Origin of the sequence: Candidatus Accumulibacter vicinus, from assembly GCF_000584955.1 — a bacterium.
GTDB lineage: Bacteria > Pseudomonadota > Gammaproteobacteria > Burkholderiales > Rhodocyclaceae > Accumulibacter > Accumulibacter vicinus.
In genome coordinates this window covers 233,460-251,800 of sequence record NZ_JDSS02000018.1, presented here as the reverse complement: position 1 = coordinate 251,800, position 18,341 = coordinate 233,460, and the positions used below count along the sequence as shown (strand labels likewise).

Sequence of the window (18,341 nt, the reverse complement as noted above, 5' to 3'; positions counted from 1 at the left end):
GGCGATCCTTTTCCTGGATCAGGTTTTCAGCGTGCGCTGCCGATAGACGCCGGGAGCCACGCCGGTCCAGGTCTTGAACGCCCGGTAGAACGCAGCAGCATCCGAAAAACCGATGTGTTCGGCGATTTCTTCGATCGACAGGCGAGAGTGATCGAGGCAGTCGATCGCGACGTCGCGGCGCAGACCGTCCTTGATTTCCTGGAAGTTGGTCCCTTCGCCAATCAGCCTGCGGTGCAAGGTCCGCTGCGAAAACCCGACTGCTTGTGCGGCTTCGGCAATGTCCACATGCGCCGGCAGCGCATCTTTCAGGATGGCACGGATTTTCTCGCTGAGCAGGTCGGTGGCGCGATATTGCCACAGCAGATTTCCCGGCGCGGCGCGCAGGAACTGGTGTAGAGAGTCGACATCCTGGCTGACTGCCCGGTCAAGGTAAGGCACCGGGATGCCCATGGCCGATACGGGTGCGGAAAAGGCAATTTCGCCGGGGAACAAATGAGCGTATTCGTCGCCGTGTATCGGACATGGCCCCGTGAAACGTACTGCCGTCAATTTGATGCGTTCGCCGATGAGCCAGGAAGCAAGGATATGCAGACTCTTGAAATAGACGACCGGCAGGAAAGTCGGGTGTTGTTGGGAGCGGGAGGAGGGCCCGGTCAAGGTGATCCAGGCAACGTCGCCTTCCTTGCGGAAGCTCAGGTGGATCTCGTCGGTCAACAGGCGGTGGGCTTTGACCCAGCGTGCCAGCACCACGTATAGCGACAGTGCACCAAACAGCGATGCACGGGCAAGGAAGACAAAGGAGCCCCGTCGCAGTGGCTTGGCAAGGTGGCCCATCATTTCATCGTCCAGGTCGTCCATCAGCGAAAGCACCAGGGTTTGGTATTGCGTTCCGGAGATGCGTGCCAATGGCAATTCGATCAACTCGCGCGGGATGTTCGCACGTTCCAGAAACGGCAGCGGATCCTGCTGGCGAAGTTTGAGTCCGCCCAGCGTTTCGCGTACGAAGCCGATGTGTACGGAGATCGGAGGCGAGTTCATGGTCACGAAAGTTCCTTGGGAATTTTGGCAAATTTTGCAATTTTTAGGCGTTCAGTGCAATGGCGTGCGGGTCATCCTTTACTTTAGGATCTGCAACGTGGCAAGTGACGAATCAGGGTAGTTATTGACAACCGGGTGAGGCAGGACACCTGCGGGTGATACCCGATTTTGGGAGGCAGAGATGATCGACAAGAAGTGGATTGGCTACACAGGACCAGAAGTACGCTTTGATATTGAAAGAGGAAGGTTGAAATTCTTCGCGCAGGCGATCGGCGAAAGCAATCCGATCTATCTGGATCAGGGGGCGGCACAAGCGGCTGGTTACCGCGACTTGCCGGTACCTCCGACTTTCCTGCTGGCGGCTGATTTGGACTCGAATGAACTGTTCAGTACTTTGGCAAAAATGGGCGTATCGCTGGGGAAAATCCTGCATGGCGAGCAGGGCTACACCTATTACCAGCCGGTCTGTGCCGGTGAGACGGTCACGGTATGTTCGAGGATTTCCGACATCTACGACAAGAAGGGCGGTGCTTTGGAGTTCATCATCCGTGATTCGAGCGTCACCAACGCCAGCGGTGAACTGGCGGCAGAGTTCCGTAGTGTCATCGTGGTTCGCAACTAGGAGAGGGTGAGATGGTCGAACAGAATATTGTGGTCAATGTGGGCGATATCATTCCCGAGTTGAAACTGCCGCCGGTCACGCGTACGACGCTGGCCTTGTTCGCCGGCGCATCCGGCGATCATAACCCGATTCATATCGACATCGATTTTGCGCGCAAGGCGGGAATGCCCGACGTGTTTGCGCACGGCATGCTGAGCATGGCCTGGCTCGGGCGCCTGCTGACTGCCTGGGTACCGCAGTCGCAGCTGCGTACCTGGTCGGTGCGCTTTTTGGGGATCACCCATCTTGGCGATCGCGTGACCTGTAGTGGACAGGTGGTCGAGATCTTCGAAGAAAACGGCGAACGGCGGGCCAAGCTGGAGATCCAGACCCGTAATCAGGAGGGTGAAGTCAAGATTGCCGGCGAGGCGGTGGTCTGTTTGCCCTGAGGGGCATGGTGGCCATCGGACTGCGACGAGCAAAAGTCAGGAGAAACGACCGTGCTGGCACAAATGATGAAGGAGCCGCTACTGCTCTCCAGTGTGTTGACACATGCCGAGAAGTATCACGGCGACGAAGAGGTCGTCAGCCGAATGCCTGCGGGCCAGGTTCATCGCTACACTTACCGCGATCTCGCGCAGCGCGTGCGGCAGGCGGCAAGAGCGCTGCTGGACCTCGGCCTGGGGGAGGGAGCCTGCATTGCTACCCTGGGCTGGAACACCTATCGGCACCTGGAATTGTATTTTGCGATTCCCTGTCTTGGCTCGATTTGCCACACGATCAATCCACGCCTGTTTCACGAGCAAATCGTCTACATCATCAACCACGCCGAAGACGTGGCGCTCTTCTTCGACACCTCTTTTGCCCCGCTGGTCGCCGAACTGCGACATCGCTGTCCGGGGGTGAAGTATTGGGTTGCCTTGGTCGAGCCGGAAAGCATCCCGGCGGACACGCCTTTCGCCCAGTCTTACGAGGCACTGCTGGCGCGCCAGCCAAGTCTGCTGGAATGGCCCTCGTTCGACGAGAATACGGCTTGTCTGCTCTGCTACACCTCCGGAACGACCGGCAACCCCAAAGGTGTCCTGTTCTCGCATCGCACGACCTTGCTGCACAGCCTGGCGACGGCCTTACCCGACGCCTTGTCGATTTCGGCCAGTGAGGTCGTGTGCCCGATCGTGCCGATGTTTCACGCCAATGGCTGGGGTCTTCCCTACACCTGTCCGATGGTCGGCAGCAAGTTGGTCCTTGCCGGGATGAATACGGATGGCGAGAGCCTGTACCGGCTGTTCGAAGCCGAGGGAGTGACCTTTGCTGGGGCGGTGCCAACCGTTTGGCAAGGGGTGATCGATTACATGCAAGCGCACGGACTCGAATTTGGCAGTTTGCGGCGATTTCTCGTTGGCGGCTCATCCTGCCCGTTTTCGATTATTCGTACCATGTGGCACGACTATGGCGTCGAGGCCCTGCCTGGTTGGGGAATGACCGAACTCAGCCCGATCGGCACGTTGACGACGACCAAGCGTAAGCACGCCAAGTGGAGCCCAGACCAGTTGCTGGAGTTCAAGACCAATCACGGTCGGCCGCTATTTGGCGTCGACCTGCGCCTGGTCGGGAAAGAGGGGGAAGCGGTGCCATGCGATGGGCAATCCGTCGGAGAACTGCAGGTTCGCGGATTGTGGACGGTAGACACTTATTTCAAAAGCGATCGGAGTGCGCTGATCGACGGCTGGTTCCCCACGGGCGACATCGCGACTATCGATGGGGAAGGCTATCTCAGGATTACCGACCGTTCGAAGGACATGATCAAAAGCGGAGGGGAATGGATCAGTTCAATCGAACTGGAGAACATCGCCACATTGCATCCGGCGGTGGCGATGGCTGCGGCCATTGGCGTCGCCAGCAACAAGTGGGGCGAGCGCCCATTGCTGGTCGCCGTGCTGAGGCCGGGCCAATCCGTGAGCAGACAAGAGTTGCTTGCCTGGTTCGAGGGCAAGGTTGCCAGGTGGTGGATTCCTGACGATGTTCAGTTCGTTCCAGAGTTGCCGATGACCGCGACAGGCAAACTCTCGAAACTTGCGCTCCGCAAGCAGTATGTGGATTTTCAATTGCCCGCAGAGGGCGAATAGCTCCGCAACGGCTAGGGTCTTGCCACAAGGCATGCTCCCACGGGTCGGACTTCTGGTGGTATATGGCAATTCAATGAAAGGAAAAGGCCATGAGTAGGGTTGCAAAAACGGATAAGGCAATGGTGGAAAATGTTGAAGACATCATTGGTTGGGTGCCGCCGGATCTGGGATTTGAGAGTCGGGGATTCAAGGAAACGCTGAAGGCGGTTCTCGCATCACCCTTTCGCGATCCCGTCAGTGTTTTCAAGCATCAGGCGTCGCTGGCGGGCGAGATGTTCAAGATTCTGGCCGGCAAGTCGACACTCGCCCCGGACAAGACCGATCGGCGCTTTGCCGACCCCTCCTGGCATGAGAACCCGATGTATCGGCGGACGATGCAGGCGTATCTGGCCAACAATGCGTACTGGCAATCGGTGATCGATGATCTGAAGGTCGATGAGACTGACCGTGAGCGTGCCCGCTTCTTCATTTCGTTGTTCACGGACGCGTTCTCGCCAACCAATAGCATGGCCCATCCGGCAGCACTCAAGAAGATGCTCGAGACCGGCGGCGAGAGCTTCAAGCGGGGCGCCAAGAACATGCTGCACGATCTGGTCAATGAAGGCGGGATGCCCAGCATGGTCGACAAGAGCGCCTTCAAGGTGGGCGAGAATCTCGCCATGAGCGAAGGTGCCGTGGTGTTCCGCAACGATCTCGTCGAACTGATTCAATACAAGCCGCTGGTGCCACAGGTTCACCAGCGCCCCTTCGTGATGCTGCCACCGCCGATCAACAAGTTCTATATCATGGACTTGACGCCGGAGAAGAGCATGGTCCGCTACCTCCTGCAAAAGGGGCAGCAAGTCTTCATCATCAGTTGGCGTAATCCGAAACCAGAACATAGCGACTGGGACTTCAATACCTATGCCAGTTCCGCTCGCGAGGCACTGCTGGCCGCTCTGGATGTTTCGGGGGCGAAGGACTGCAACATCTGGGGTGGCTGTGCAGGTGGGATCATCGGCTCGGTGATGCTGGCGCAAATGGCTGCGCGCCAGGAACGCCTGGTCAATTCCTTCACGCTCAACGTGACCATTCTTTATATGCCCACAGACTCGATCATGGGAATGATGGCGACCGAAGGGCTCCTGAACAAGGCTCGCAAGCACACGGCCAAGAAAGGTGTCCTGGATGGCAAGGAAATGGCCAGGATGTTTGCCTGGCTGCGTCCCAACGATCTGGTCTGGAGCTACTGGGTCAACAATTACTTGATGGGCAACAAGCCGCCAGCATTCGATATTCTGTACTGGAACTGCGACAATACCCGCCTGACTTCAAAGTTCCACACGGAATTGATGGACATCGTGGCCCGGAAGTATCTTGCCCACCCGGGTGAGTTCGAGTCGGGCGGTATTCCGATTGATCTGAAGAAGGTTGAGTGCGACGTTTTTGCCATGGCCGGCGACACGGACCACATTACGCCCTGGAAGAACTGCTATGAGTCCACGATGTTCTTTGGTGGCAAGTGCGAGTTCGTCCTGAGCAATAGCGGACACATTCAGGCGATGATCAACCCGCCGGGCAACAAGAAGTCCATTTACTTCACCAATCCGGCACGCCTGGCGGATCCCGAGGAGTGGTTGGCGGGCGCCAAGACTAACCACGGCAGTTGGTGGGACAGATGGATCGTCTGGCTGAACGAGCGCTCGGGTGAGTTGGTTGCAGCACCGAAGGAATTGGGTAACGCATCGCACAAGCCGATGGATCCGGCACCGGGTACCTATGTTCTGGAGCCCTGATCGAATACCCGGGCTGGTCGGCCGGCGACCAAGGTTGCCGGACCGGATCTGCGATGTCTTGGGGTAGGCAATATGAAGTCGCGACGCCGGCAGTTCGGCGTTGCCTTTGGCAAGGGGTTGACAATGAAAATCAAGATGGTCGATGTAGGAAAACAGCGGATTCGTGTGGCCATCTGGCCCTCGGATCGACAAGGCGGCACGCCACTGCTGCTCATCAATGGAATCGGGGGCAGCATCGAGGTGCTGCGACCTTTTGCCGAACAATTGCCCAACACCGAGGTGATTGCCTTCGACGTGCCGGGAACCGGTGCCTCGGCGACGCCGGTCATGCCGTTGAGAATGGGTGGTCTCGCGAAGCTGGTGGCGGGCATGTTGACCCAACTGGGCTACGGGCAGGTTGACGTGCTCGGCGTGTCATGGGGAGGAGCTTTGGCGCAGCAATTCGCGCATAGTTTTCCGGGTCGCTGCCGTCGCCTGATCCTGGCCGCGACGTCTACCGGTTTGTTCGCTGTGCCGGGCGACCCGCGCGCCTTGTGGAAGCTGATGTCATCGAGCCGCTTCAACGATGCGGAGTCGATCGTGAAGCACGCTGACACCATCTACGGAGGGATATTCCGCAAGAACCCGGAGTATGCCCGGCAGCACATGAGCGAGATCGTTCCCCCGCGCACGCTTGGCTACCTCGGACAGATGTACGCCATCTGGGGCTGGACCAGTGTCCATTGGCTGTTCACGGTGAAGCAGCCGACGCTGATCATGGTGGGTCGTGACGACCCTCTGGTGCCAGCGGTCAATGGGAAGATCATGAAGGCCCTGATTCCCAATGCCGAGTTGGTGGAGCTCGATTGCGGGCATCTCTTTCTGGTCACCCAGGCAGAAATGGCCGTACCAATCGTCCGTCGCTTTCTCGATGAGCGCCGTAGCACGGCGGTTCAGCCGGCGCTCCTGCCGGCGGCACATTCGCGGTGAAGGCCGGTCATTGATTGCTGTTGCGCTTGGTGGCTCCAACCGCAGTGTCCTTGTGCGGGCTGGAGCGCCAGGCCATTTTCTTGAGCGGCGCGATACGCCGTTTTTTTTGGAGGAGAAGCATGAGTTCGCAACGTCTTGTTATTCGCAGAGCGGCAGTTCTTGGTTCCGGTGTGATGGGCGCACAGATTGCGGCGCACTTGGCCAACGCAGACGTGCCGGTCATTTTGTTCGATCTGGCCGCCAAGGAGGGTGATCCCAACGGTATCGTCAGGAAGGCCGTCGAGGGGTTGAAGAGAATGCAACCGGCGCCGCTGGTGACCAGAGACCGGCTGGCGAATATCGATGTCGGCAACTATGACCAGCATCTCGATAAATTGCGCGAATGCGACCTGGTCATTGAGGCGATATCCGAAAAGATTGAATGGAAGGTCGACCTGTATCACAAGATTGCGCCGCATCTGAGCGACCAGGCCATCGTCGCTTCGAATACCTCCGGCATTTCGATCAACCAGTTGTCCGAGGCTTTTCCGGCCGAGCGCCGGTCACGCTTCTGCGGGGTGCACTTCTTCAACCCGCCGCGCTACATGCAACTGGTCGAGTTGATTCCGGCTGCGGCGACCGATGCGGCCATGTTCGACGCACTCGAATCCTGGCTGGTGACCCGCATGGGCAAGGGGGTTGTTCGCGCCAAGGATACGCCGAGTTTTGTCGCCAACCGGGTGGGTCTTTTCTCGATTCTGGCGGTCATGTATCACACCGAGCAGTTCAAGCTCGGGTTCGACGAAGTCGACGCCCTGACCGGGCCGCGCATTGGCCGGCCCAAGAGCGCCACCTATCGCACCGCTGACGTGATCGGTCTCGACACGCTGGCGCACGTGACCGATTCACAACAGCAGACCCTGCCCAACGATCCTTGGCGCGAGCACTTCAAGGTCCCGGCGTGGTTGGCCGCCCTGATTGGCAAAGGCGCGCTGGGGCAGAAGGCGGGTGGCGGCGTTTTCCGCAAGGTGGGACGCGACATTCATGTCCTCAACATGGCGTCGCTGGATTATCAGCCTGCAGGCGCAGGTGTCGCCCCGGAAGTCGAACAGATCCTCAAGAACCGGAATGCCGCGGAACGTTTCGCCGCCTTGCGCGCCAGCGCTCATCCGCAGGCGCAGTTCCTGTGGGCGATGTTCCGCGATGTCTTTCATTACTGCGCCTATCATCTGGCAGAGATTGCCGATAACGCTCGCGACGTAGACTTTGCCATGCGCTGGGGCTACGGCTGGGCGCAAGGACCCTTCGAGATCTGGCAGTCCGCTGGCTGGAAGGCCATCGCCGAAGCCATCGAACAGGACATCGCCGCCGGCAAGGCGATGTCGAGCGCTCCGCTACCCGCCTGGGTGGCCGCGCGCGACCATGTACATCAGGCTGAAGGTTCCTATTCGGCAGCCGAGAACGCGCTCAAAGCCCGCTCGAGTCTGCCGGTCTATGGTCGCCAACTGTTCCCCGACCTGATCGTCGGCGAGCAACACGAGCGTGGCGAAACCTTGATGGAGAACGACAGCGTGCGTATCTGGCGCATGTCCAAGGTGGATTCTCGCATCGCCATTCTGTCGTTCAAGAGCAAGATGCATTCGCTTGGCAAGGAGGTTGTCGAAGGAATTTATCAGGCCGTGGCGATGGCCGAAGCCGATTTCGATGGCTTGGTCGTCTACCATGACGCCCCGTTTGCAGTCGGTGCCAATCTGCTCGAGGTGATGCAACTGGTCAAGGCAGAAAAATGGGATGAACTTGACAAGGTGGTTGCCCATTTTCAGGGCGCCACCAAGGCACTACGCTTTGCCCAGGTGCCGACCGTTGCTGCGGTGGATGGGATGGCCTTCGGCGGTGGAGCCGAAGTGGCGATGCATTGCGCGCACCGCGTCATGGCGCTGGAGAGCTACATCGGGCTGGTTGAAGCGGGTGTCGGTCTGATCCCGGCGGGTGGCGGCTGCAAGGAAATGGCGCGTCGGGCATCCGAAGCAGCCATGCGCCGCGGCCGGCAGGATCCCTGGGAAGAGATCCAGAAAGCCTTCGGTTCGATCATCCGCGGCATGACCTCGAAAAACGCCATCGACGCCAAGAGCATGGGTTTTGCGGCGGAGAGCGACACCGTCCTGTTCAACGCGCGCGAGCTTCCTTACGTCGCCATACGTCAGGCCCGGGCGATGTTCGAAGGCGCTTATCGACCCCCCATGCCGGCGCGCGCGATCAAGGTGGTTGGCCGTCCCGGCAATGCGACCTTGCACATGGATTTGGTGAACCTGCGCGAAGGCGGATTCATGAGTGCGCACGATTATGTGGTTTCCGAAGCGTCGGCCCTGGTGCTCTGCGGCGGTGACGTCGAGCCGGGAACGCTGGTCGATGAAGATTGGCTGCTCGGCATCGAGCGTCGTCAGTTCGTCGAGCTGCTGAAGAACGAGAAGACGCAGCAGCGCATGACCTACATGCTCGAAAACGGCAAGCCCCTGCGCAATTGAGCGACCATGATTTACGTTGATTTTCGGAGAGTTTGAGATGAACAAGCAAATTCAAGACGCCTATATTGTCGCTGCGGCGCGCCTGCCGATCGGAAAGCGCAACGGTTACTACAAGACCACCCGCCCGGATGACATGCTGGTACACGCCATCAGGACGGTCCTGGGTCAAGCGCCGGCGCTTGACCCGGCGCTGATCGACGATATCGTCGCCGGTTGTGCCTTGCCCGAAGCCGAGCAGGGCCTGAACGTCGCGCGCATGGCGGCGATGGTGGCCGGTTTGCCGCACGGTGTTCCGGGCGTGCAGGTCAACCGCTTCTGCTCGTCGGGTCTGCAAGCGGTCGCCATGGCGGCCGACCGGATTCGCCTCGGAGACGCCGACGTAATGATCGGTTGTGGTACCGAGACGATGAGCATGGTCACCATGCTGGGCAACAAGGTCGTCATCAACCCCAGTATTTTTGAAGGCAACGACAATCTCGGCGTCGCTTTCGGGATGGGCATCACGGCCGAAAAAGTGGCCGAGCGCTGGCAGGTTGCACGCGAAGACCAGGACGCCTTCGCGGCGGGATCGAATCAAAAGGCGATTGCCGCGATACGCGAAGGCAAGTTCACGGCCGAGACGGCTCCGTTTACCGTCAAGACCCGCGTACCCGACCCCGCCACCGGCGAGGTCAGGCTCGTCGAACGGGTGGTGGTGGACGACGAAGGGCCGCGTGCTGACGCGACGCCGGAAAAACTGGCGCAGATGAAGCCGGTATTCGCTGCCAGGGGTTCGGTGACGGCAGGCAACAGTTCGCAGATGTCGGACGGCGCTGGGGCGGTACTGCTGGTTTCGGAGAAGATCCTGAAGCAGTTCGACCTGCAGCCGCTGGGCAGATTCGTCAGTTATTCGGTTCGCGGTGTGCCGCCCGAGATCATGGGCATCGGTCCAGTCGAAGCAATTCCCGACGCGCTCAGGAAGGCCGGTTTGCAGAAATCCGACCTGGAGTGGATCGAGCTGAACGAAGCCTTCGCCGCCCAGGCGCTGGCGGTCATGCGTACCTGCGAGCTCGATCCGGCGCGTGTTAACCCGCTGGGCGGAGCGATCGCTCTCGGTCACCCCCTGGGAGCGACTGGCGCCATCAAGGTGGCCACGCTGCTGCATGGCCTGCGTCGCGAGAAGATGAAGTATGGCATGGTGAGCATGTGCATCGGTCACGGCATGGGTGCCGCCGGCATTTTCGAAGCGCTTTGAGTCGTACCCCGGCCAAGGTCTGATGCTCCGGGGGACCGTCCAGCGGTCCTCCGGAGCCTTTGTTGCGTACAGACCGGTCATCGAACGGCCGGGTCGGCGTTTTTCTTTCTTGGAGAGGGCCAGGGCGCCCCATCGGAGTTCCCAGCATGTCGTCAGGTCTTGTCAGTTATCGTCGCGATGGCGAAATCGCTTTGGTCACGGTGGATAATCCGCCGGTAAACGCGCTGGCCCGGGAGGTACGTGCCAGTTTGTTGAACGCGATCCGGCAGGCGGAAGCGGACACAGAAGTCCGTGCGACGATCATTCTTTGCGCCGGGCGAACGTTCATCGCTGGTGCCGACGTCAGCGAGTTTGACCGACCGCCGCAGGAGCCGCATTTGCCGGCGGTGACGCAGGCCATCGAGAACGCGCTCAAGCCGGTGGTCGTGGCGCTACACGGGACGGCGCTGGGCGGCGGCTTCGAGATTGCGCTGGCCAGCCATTACCGGATTGCCACGGCGACGGCCAAGGTCGGCCTGCCGGAAGTCAGGCTGGGGGTCATCCCCGGCGCGGGTGGTACGCAGCGATTGCCGCGCCTGGTGGGCGTACCGACGGCCTTGCAGATGATCAGCAGCGGCGCAATCATCGCTGCCGAACGGGCGCTGGAAATCGGCGCCATCGACGAAATCGCAAAGGGCGATCTGGAAGCCGCGGCGATCGCCGCCGCACGCCGGCTTGCCACACCGGGCGCCGTCCCGCGGCGTACGGGTACCTTGCCGGTAGCACCGGTGGCAGCGGAGATTTTTCAGGAAGCACGACGGCAGGTGAGCGAGAAGCAGCGACACCTGCAAGCGCCCTTGACGGCGATCGAAGCGGTTGCCGCAGCGGCCAGCCTGTCTTTCGACGATGGGTTGCGGCGCGAACGCGAGTTGTTTCTCGAACGTCGGGCCTCGGCACAGGCGGCAGCACTGCGCAACGCCTTCCTCGGCGAGCGCGAGGTGGCCAAGGTTCCGGGGCTGGCCGCCGACGTACGGGCTCGCGAAATCGTGCAGGTCGCCGTCCTTGGCGCCGGCACGATGGGTGGCGGAATTGCCATGTGTTTCGCCAATGCCGGTTTCAGCGTCCTGCTCAAGGAAGTCGAAGCACTGGCGCTGGAAAGAGGAATGGCGACAATAAGGAAAAACTATCAGGCCAGCGTGTCGCGCGGCACGCTGTCGCCGCAGGACATGCAGCGCCGGCTTGAGTGCATCCATCCGACGCTGGACTGGCAGGCGCTTGCCGAGGTCGACCTGGTCGTCGAAGCCGTTTTCGAAGACCTTGATGTCAAACGTCAGGTGTTCGAACAACTGGACGCGATTGCCAAACCGGGCGCCATTCTCGCCACCAATACTTCCTATCTCGATGTCGCACAGATTGCCGAATTCACGCGGCGACCGCAGGATGTGGTGGGAATGCACTTCTTCAGTCCAGCCAACGTCATGCGCTTGCTGGAAAACGTGCGCACGGACAGGACTGCGCCGGAGGTCCTGGCGACGGTCATGCAACTCGGCAAGAAACTCGGCAAGATCGCCGTTCTCGTCGGGGGATGCGATGGTTTCGTTGGCAACCGCATGCTCGCGCAAAGAACACGCGAAGCCTGGTTCCTGCTGGAAGAAGGGGCGCTACCGCAGCAGGTGGACGCGGCGCTGGTCGATTTCGGATTTCCGATGGGACCTTTTGCGGTCAGCGATCTCGCCGGCCTCGATATCGGCTGGCGCAACCGCAAGGCCAGGGCACCGCTTCGCAAGCCAGGCGTGCGCGACTGTGATCTTCTCGATCAGGTTTGTCAGCTTGGACGATTGGGTCAAAAAACCGGTGCCGGGTGGTACCGCTACGAATCCGGAAGCCGAACGCCACTGCCGGATGCAGCGATTGAGGAACTGATCGTCAAGCATTCGCGGGCTCGAGGAATCGAGCGTCGAATGATCGATGATCAGGAGATCGTTGAACGCTGTCTCTTCTCCATGATCAACGAAGGCGCGAAGATTCTTGCCGAAGGCGTCGCCGCGCGTCCCATCGATGTCGATATGGTCTGGCTCAACGGTTACGGATTCCCGCCGTGGCGAGGCGGCCCTCTTTTTTACGCCGATCAATTGGGCCTGGCGCGGGTGTTGGCTACCATCGAAGACTACTGTGAGCGTTTCGGCCCGGACTTCTGGACACCGGCGCCGCTGCTCCGGGAACTGGTGGCGAGCGGTCGGACCCTCTATCCCCAGAGGCTGCTGTCTGACTGAGGCGCGTTTGCCGAGGAGAGGAGACGAACACGGTGGCACTGCCACACGTGCCGGCAAGGCGCCTCCGTGTTGTAATAAAGCAACATGTGTGCAAGTGAGCGCGGCATCACGCCGAATGCTTGCAGATCTTTCTTGTGCAAGGACTTAGGATAGCAATTCAGAATAGCTTCCGGGGCGTGCCGCGAGAACCACGCTTACATCATATCGACACGGAGGACGCCATGTTGATACCACATATTTTCAAGGGGGAGTTGGAGATGGCACACAGGATTGCGATGAAGTTGATTCCGGCGCTGTTGTTGGCCGCCTTGTCGGGCACGGTCGCTGCGTCGGGTTTTCAGTTGCTGGAGCAGGGCAGCGGCCTGGGTAATGCCTACGCCGGTTCCGCAGCCAAGGCCAGCGATGCCAGCACGATCTTCTGGAACCCGGCGGGGATGACGCAGCTGCAGGCGCGTGAAGTCTCCGGTGGCCTGACGGCGGTGAAACCGAGTTTCAAGTTCGACAACAGCGCGTCCCAGGTGGGCGTCTTCAATGCCGTGGGTGACGGTGGCGACGCCGGCGGTTGGGCGGTCGTTCCAAATGGCTACCTGTCCTGGGCGGTAAACCGGGATTTGTACGTTGGTCTGGGCATCGGTGCACCTTTTGGCCTGAAGACGAAGTATGACAAACCCTGGAAAGGCAGTGCGCAGTCGGACGAGTTCGACATCAAGACGATCAACATCAACCCGTCGATTGCCTATCGGGTTAACAACATGGTATCGCTGGGCGCCGGCGTGAGCTGGCAGAAAATCGAGGCGGATTACTTTCGCCAGGCAGCCATCGTCCCGGGCGCTTCCGGGGTCAGAGCCCACCTGAGTATCAACGATGATGCCTGGGGCTGGAACATCGGCGCCTTGTTTACCCTCTCTCCGGCGACCAAGGTCGGCGTGTCATATCGCTCGGCCATTCAATACCATACCGAGGGCACTTCGAAACTGAGCAGCAATGGCACGCCGGCAGCCAACGCGACGGCCTTGGCGCTGATCAACTCCGGCCGGCAGAGTGATGTCAAGGCCAGTATCAAGGTGCCGGATACCTTCGTTCTGAGCGTGACACAAAAACTCAGCGATCAATGGGAGATGCTCGGCGATGTCTCCTGGACGGGCTGGAGTTCGATCAAGAATGTAGACATTGTCCGTACCTCGGGACCGCAGACCGGCCGGACTGCGGAGACGCTGACCGCGCTCTTCGAGGATACCTGGCGTGTTGCCCTGGGGGCGAACTACCGTTACACCGACACGCTGAAATTCATGTTTGGTCTCGCCTATGACCAGACGCCGGTCAAGAATGCGAGTACACGATTGACCGCATTGCCGGACAACGATCGTACGTGGTTTACCTTCGGCACCCAATGGAAGCCGGCCAAGGAACAGACGCTTGAACTCGGCTTGGCGTATCTGTACCTCCAGAACACCAAGATCAACAGCAACAAGAGCGCTGAAGGTCGTGGCACGGTCATTGGTGACTACGATTCCAGCGTCTGGATTCTCGGCGCACAGTACTCGATCGCTTTCTGATCGCGTTCCACGGTTCGCCAGAAAAGCCCCGGATTCCGGGGCTTTTTTTTGCCTGCCATTGACGTATCGGCGCCGAGCGTTTTCCGCATTTCGGTTGACGCTACCTCCAGGTTGCGTATAATTCAAACGTTCGTTTTATCGGCTTTGTGCAGAGCCTTTGCGGGGTGTTCCCGGCGAACATCAACGACCAGAAAGACCAGACAAGGAGGACAGCTTGAGCAACTTCATCGTACGCAAGGCCGCCGTACTCGGAGCGGGCGTGATGGGCGCGCAGATCGCAGCGCACTTCGCAAATGCCGAAGTGCCGGTGGTGCTTTTCGATCTGCCGGCCAGGGAAGGCGATCCCAACGGGATCGTCAGGAGAGCCATCGACGCGCTCAAGAAGCTGGAGCCGTCGCCGCTGGCAACGAAGGACCGTGTCGACTACATCGACATCGCCAATTATTCGCAGCACCTCGATCAGCTCAGGGATTGCGACCTGATCATCGAAGCCATCGCCGAAAAAACCGAGTGGAAGGACGATCTGTATCGCCAGATCGCACCCTTCGTTTCGCCCGCTGCGATCATCGCCTCGAACACCTCGGGGCTGTCGATCAAGCGCCTCTCCGAAGGTCTGCCGGAAGCGCTGCGTTCGCGCTTCTGCGGCATCCATTTCTTCAACCCGCCGCGTTACATGCCTCTCGTCGAACTGATCGCGACCCGCACCACTGACCTGGCGTTGCTCGACGATCTTGAAACATGGCTGGTCTCGCGCCTCGGCAAGGGTATCGTGCGTGCGCACGATACGCCGAATTTCGTCGCCAACCGCGTAGGGGTCTTCTCGATGCTCGCGGTGATGTATCACACTCAGCGCCTCGGACTCGGTTTCGACGTCGTCGATTCGCTGACCGGTCCGATCATCGGCCGCCCGAAGAGTGCCACCTATCGCACCGCCGACGTCGTGGGTCTCGATACCTTGGCGCATGTCGTCAAGACCATGCAGGATACCTTGCCCGCAGATCCCTGGCACGGCTACTTCGGCGTGCCGGCATGGCTCGCGGCGCTGATTGGCCAGGGCGCGCTCGGTCAGAAGACGCGCTGCGGAATCTTCCGTAAGGATGGCCGCGCGATCAAGGTGCTCGACCTGACTCTCCAGGACTACCGTGACAGTGCGGCCGACATCGACCCGAGCGTGCTGGCCATCCTCAAGAACCGTGACCCGGCCGAGAAGTTCGCACAGTTGCGCGCCAGCGAGCACCCGCAGGCGCAGTTCCTGTGGGCGATCTTCCGCGATATCTTTCATTACGCCGCTTACCATCTGGCCGACATTGCCGACAACGCCCGCGATCTCGATTTCGCGATGCGCTGGGGCTTCGGCTGGTCACAGGGCCCGTTCGAGAGCTGGCAGGCGGCTGGCTGGCTGGCGATTGCTGAAGCGGTCCGGGCCGACATCGATGCCGGCCGGGCGATGAGCCAGGCTGCACTGCCGGCCTGGGTCTTTGATCGCGTTGCGCAGGAAGGGGTGCATGGCGCCCAGGGTTCCTACTCGGCGAGTGCCGACGCCTATCGACCGCGCTCGACCTTGCCGGTCTATCAGCGGCAGATCTTCCCCGATCGGGTGCTGGGAGAAAACACCATCGCCGGCAGCACGGTCTGGGAGAACGATGGCGTCCGGATGTGGACGCTACCGCAGATCGATCCCGGCATTGCCATCGTCAGCGTCAAGACGCGCAACCACACGCTCGGTCGTGACGTGATCGTCGGTCTGCAGGAGGCCGTGGCGCGTGCCGAAGCCGATTATCAGGGCCTGGTGTTGTGGCACGAGGCGCCTTTCGCGTTTGGTGCCAACCTCAAGGAAGTTGCCGAGGCGATTGCCGACGGCGATTTCGATCTCCTTGAAAGATATGTCGGCGAATTCCAGAATGCGTCGATGTGCCTGAAGTACGCCAAGGTGCCAGTGATCGCGGCGGTGCAGGGAATGGCACTGGGTGGCGGCTGTGAGTTCGTCATGCATGCGACCAGGCGGGTGATTGCACTCGAGAGCTACATCGGTCTGGTCGAAGCCGGTGTCGGACTGATCCCTGCCGGCGGTGGCTGCAAGGAGTTCGCCATCCGCGCCGCGCAGCAGGCCGCCAGGACCGCTGGCAACGACCCCTTTGAATTCATCCAGCCGGTATTCATGACCATTGCCATGGCCACCGTGTCGAAGAGTGGCGCGCAGGCCAGGGAACTCGGTTTTGCCGTCGACACGGACAAGATCGTTTTCAATGCCCACGAACTGCTGTACGTGGCGCTGCGTGAAGCACGCGGTCTTGCCGAGGCGGGCTACTACCCGCGCCTGTCACCGCGCGGGATCAAGGTTGCCGGGCGCACCGGCATTGCCAACTGTGTCATGTTGCTTGCCAACATGAAGGAGGGCGGCATGATTTCAGCACACGACTATGCGGTCGCCAAAGCTGCGGCGACAGCACTGTGTGGTGGCGACATCGAGACCGGGTCCCTGGTTGACGAGCAGTGGCTGCTGACCGTCGAGCGCAAGCTGTTCGTCGAACTACTGAAAAACCCGAAAACTCAGCAGCGTATCCAGCACCTGCTGGAAACCGGCAAGCCGCTGCGTAACTGAGCGAGCAAGGAGAACAGATCATGAGCAAACAGATTCAGGACGCCTACATCGTTGCTGCCACCCGTCTGCCGGTGGGCCGACGCAAGGGCCTGTTGGGCCACGTTCGTCCCGACGACATGCTGGCGCACGCCATCCGGTCGGTCATGGCGCAGGTGCCAGGGCTTGACCCGGCGCTGGTCGAGGATGTCATCGTCGGCTGCGCGATGCCAGAGGCCGAGCAGGGTATGAACGTCGCGCGCATTGGCCTGCTGCTGGCGGGCCTGCCGAACACCGTTCCCGGGGTCACCGTCAACCGCTTCTGCGCTTCCGGCCTGCAGACGGTGGCGATGGCGGCTGATCGCATTCGCCTCGGTGAAGCCGATGTGATGATCGCCGGGGGAACCGAAACGATGTCACTGATGAACCAGATCATGGGCAACAAAATCGCCATCAATCCGGCGATTTTCGAGGCCGAAGAGAATTACGCGATTGGTTTCGGGATGGGAATCACCGCCGAGAAGGTTGCCGCGCAGTGGAAGATCTCGCGCGAAGACCAGGATGCCTTCGCCCTCGCCTCGAATCAGAAGGCCTGTGCGGCGATCGCCGCGGGTCACTTCAAGGCCGAGATATCGCCCTATCTGGTCAGCGCACGCGTGCCGAACCTGCAAAGCGGCGAAGTGATGGTCAAGGAGTTTCTGGCCGAGAACGACGAGGGACCACGTTTGGACAGCAGCATCGAAAACCTCGCCCGCTTGCGGCCGGTGTTTGCCGCACGCGGTTCGGTGACCGCCGGCAACAGTTCGCAGATGTCCGACGGTGCAGCGGCGGTACTGGTGGTTTCGGAAAAAATCCTCAGGCAGTTCGATCTCAAGCCGCTAGCGCGCTTTGCCGCCTACGCGGTGGCGGGTGTGCCGCCCGAGGTCATGGGTATCGGCCCGGTCGAGGCGATTCCTCGGGTGCTCAGGCAGGCCGGAATCAGGCAGGACGAAGTGGACTGGTTTGAGCTGAACGAAGCCTTTGCCGCGCAGGCGCTGGCCGTGATGCGCACGCTGAACCTCGATCCGGGCAAGGTGAATCCGCTCGGTGGCGCGATCGCTCTCGGCCATCCCCTTGGCGCCACCGGAACCGTTCGGACGGCAACGCTGCTGCACGGGATGCAACGCACTGGACAGCGTTACGGCATGGTCTCCATGTGCATCGGCACCGGTATGGGTGCCGCCGGGCTGTTTGAAGCGATCCGCTAGAATTCCTCCGGCGGTACGAAGGCCTCGCCCGGATTTTTCGGGCGAGGCCTTCGTGCCTTGGCGGTGAGCGAGGACCGGGACAGCGCTGAAAGATGATTCTTGAGGCGGACCAAGTGTCTGGCATAATGTCTGCCGGAAAGGGTCACGAAGGCGTGCAATGGATCTCGATCTACTGGGCAGTCTGGGGTGGCGCGAAGGCCTGATCGCGGTCATCGTGCTGCTGGTCGCTTACATCATCCTCCTCTATCTGCGCATGCGGCGCCTGCAGCGCGGCGTCATCACGTCACCGCCGCTGGCGGCGCAGGCCGCGCAGGCGGCGGCTTACGCGGCAGTCCAGGAATCGGCGTCGGCGCAGGGAGCAGCCGCGGCAGCGGTCGATCCGGTCGTGACAGTCGCTGCGCCTCCGCCCAGCGGAAGCGCGTCCGTCGCCGCACCCGACGCGCCGGCAGGTGCCGAGCCGG

The 18,341-nt window shown here is 60.6% G+C and carries 12 protein-coding genes and 1 pseudogene; 12 read left to right on the top strand and 1 reads right to left on the bottom strand.

Annotation, left to right across the window (positions count from 1 at the left end):
- Positions 1-18: 18 nt before the first annotated feature.
- Positions 19-1,038: an AraC family transcriptional regulator gene (locus tag CAPSK01_RS22090; RefSeq protein WP_273703186.1), complete on the bottom strand. Its 1,020-nt coding sequence runs from the start codon at positions 1,036-1,038 to the stop codon at positions 19-21.
- Between the two features lie 181 nt (positions 1,039-1,219).
- Between CAPSK01_RS22090 and CAPSK01_RS06065 the strand changes: the two genes are divergently transcribed.
- The 12 genes and pseudogenes from CAPSK01_RS06065 to CAPSK01_RS22085 form a co-directional block, all read left to right on the top strand.
- Complete coding sequence (locus CAPSK01_RS06065; protein WP_034923714.1) at positions 1,220-1,660, top strand: MaoC family dehydratase N-terminal domain-containing protein; 441 nt, start codon at positions 1,220-1,222, stop codon at positions 1,658-1,660.
- Between the two features lie 11 nt (positions 1,661-1,671).
- Entirely contained in the window at positions 1,672-2,088 is a 417-nt protein-coding gene (locus CAPSK01_RS06060; RefSeq protein ID WP_034923711.1) for a MaoC family dehydratase, read from the top strand.
- Positions 2,089-2,151: 63 nt separating this feature from the next.
- The gene (locus tag CAPSK01_RS06055; protein ID WP_034924062.1) at positions 2,152-3,765 is read left to right on the top strand and encodes a long-chain-fatty-acid--CoA ligase; all 1,614 of its coding nucleotides are present in this window, start codon (positions 2,152-2,154) and stop codon (positions 3,763-3,765) included.
- 89 nt (positions 3,766-3,854) lie between these two features.
- Complete coding sequence (locus CAPSK01_RS06050; protein WP_034923709.1) at positions 3,855-5,540, top strand: alpha/beta fold hydrolase; 1,686 nt, start codon at positions 3,855-3,857, stop codon at positions 5,538-5,540.
- Positions 5,541-5,663: 123 nt separating this feature from the next.
- Entirely contained in the window at positions 5,664-6,509 is an 846-nt protein-coding gene (gene phaZ, locus CAPSK01_RS06045) for a poly(3-hydroxyalkanoate) depolymerase (protein ID WP_034924059.1), read from the top strand.
- Positions 6,510-6,628: 119 nt separating this feature from the next.
- Complete coding sequence (locus tag CAPSK01_RS06040; RefSeq protein ID WP_034923706.1) at positions 6,629-9,013, top strand: 3-hydroxyacyl-CoA dehydrogenase NAD-binding domain-containing protein; 2,385 nt, start codon at positions 6,629-6,631, stop codon at positions 9,011-9,013.
- A 37-nt stretch (positions 9,014-9,050) separates the two neighbouring features.
- Positions 9,051-10,247, top strand: coding sequence for an acetyl-CoA C-acyltransferase (locus CAPSK01_RS06035; RefSeq protein ID WP_034923704.1), 1,197 nt, complete (start codon positions 9,051-9,053; stop codon positions 10,245-10,247).
- 146 nt (positions 10,248-10,393) lie between these two features.
- The gene (locus CAPSK01_RS06030) at positions 10,394-12,499 is read left to right on the top strand and encodes a 3-hydroxyacyl-CoA dehydrogenase NAD-binding domain-containing protein (RefSeq protein WP_034923701.1); all 2,106 of its coding nucleotides are present in this window, start codon (positions 10,394-10,396) and stop codon (positions 12,497-12,499) included.
- A 221-nt stretch (positions 12,500-12,720) separates the two neighbouring features.
- On the top strand, positions 12,721-14,055 hold the full coding sequence (locus tag CAPSK01_RS06025; protein WP_273703185.1) for an outer membrane protein transport protein: 1,335 nt from the start codon (positions 12,721-12,723) through the stop codon (positions 14,053-14,055).
- 214 nt (positions 14,056-14,269) lie between these two features.
- The gene (locus CAPSK01_RS06020) at positions 14,270-16,657 is read left to right on the top strand and encodes a 3-hydroxyacyl-CoA dehydrogenase/enoyl-CoA hydratase family protein (protein ID WP_034923698.1); all 2,388 of its coding nucleotides are present in this window, start codon (positions 14,270-14,272) and stop codon (positions 16,655-16,657) included.
- Between the two features lie 20 nt (positions 16,658-16,677).
- Positions 16,678-17,880, top strand: coding sequence for an acetyl-CoA C-acyltransferase (locus tag CAPSK01_RS06015; RefSeq protein WP_034923695.1), 1,203 nt, complete (start codon positions 16,678-16,680; stop codon positions 17,878-17,880).
- A 157-nt stretch (positions 17,881-18,037) separates the two neighbouring features.
- Positions 18,038-18,341: pseudogene (locus CAPSK01_RS22085) on the top strand (hypothetical protein); the annotation flags it as partial.

Bases quoted from the DNA above. Each gene is read 5' to 3' on its own strand.
- CAPSK01_RS06015 (WP_034923695.1), top strand. From the start codon at position 16,678: ATGAGCAAACAGATTCAGGACGCCTACATCGTTGCTGCCACCCGTCTG.
- CAPSK01_RS06050 (WP_034923709.1), top strand. From the start codon at position 3,855: ATGAGTAGGGTTGCAAAAACGGATAAGGCAATGGTGGAAAATGTTGAA.
- CAPSK01_RS06040 (WP_034923706.1), top strand. From the start codon at position 6,629: ATGAGTTCGCAACGTCTTGTTATTCGCAGAGCGGCAGTTCTTGGTTCC.
- CAPSK01_RS06055 (WP_034924062.1), top strand. From the start codon at position 2,152: ATGATGAAGGAGCCGCTACTGCTCTCCAGTGTGTTGACACATGCCGAG.
- CAPSK01_RS06030 (WP_034923701.1), top strand. From the start codon at position 10,394: ATGTCGTCAGGTCTTGTCAGTTATCGTCGCGATGGCGAAATCGCTTTG.
- CAPSK01_RS06065 (WP_034923714.1), top strand. From the start codon at position 1,220: ATGATCGACAAGAAGTGGATTGGCTACACAGGACCAGAAGTACGCTTT.
- CAPSK01_RS06060 (WP_034923711.1), top strand. From the start codon at position 1,672: ATGGTCGAACAGAATATTGTGGTCAATGTGGGCGATATCATTCCCGAG.
- CAPSK01_RS22090 (WP_273703186.1), bottom strand. From the start codon at position 1,038: ATGAACTCGCCTCCGATCTCCGTACACATCGGCTTCGTACGCGAAACG.
- CAPSK01_RS06025 (WP_273703185.1), top strand. From the start codon at position 12,721: ATGTTGATACCACATATTTTCAAGGGGGAGTTGGAGATGGCACACAGG.
- phaZ (WP_034924059.1), top strand. From the start codon at position 5,664: ATGAAAATCAAGATGGTCGATGTAGGAAAACAGCGGATTCGTGTGGCC.
- CAPSK01_RS06035 (WP_034923704.1), top strand. From the start codon at position 9,051: ATGAACAAGCAAATTCAAGACGCCTATATTGTCGCTGCGGCGCGCCTG.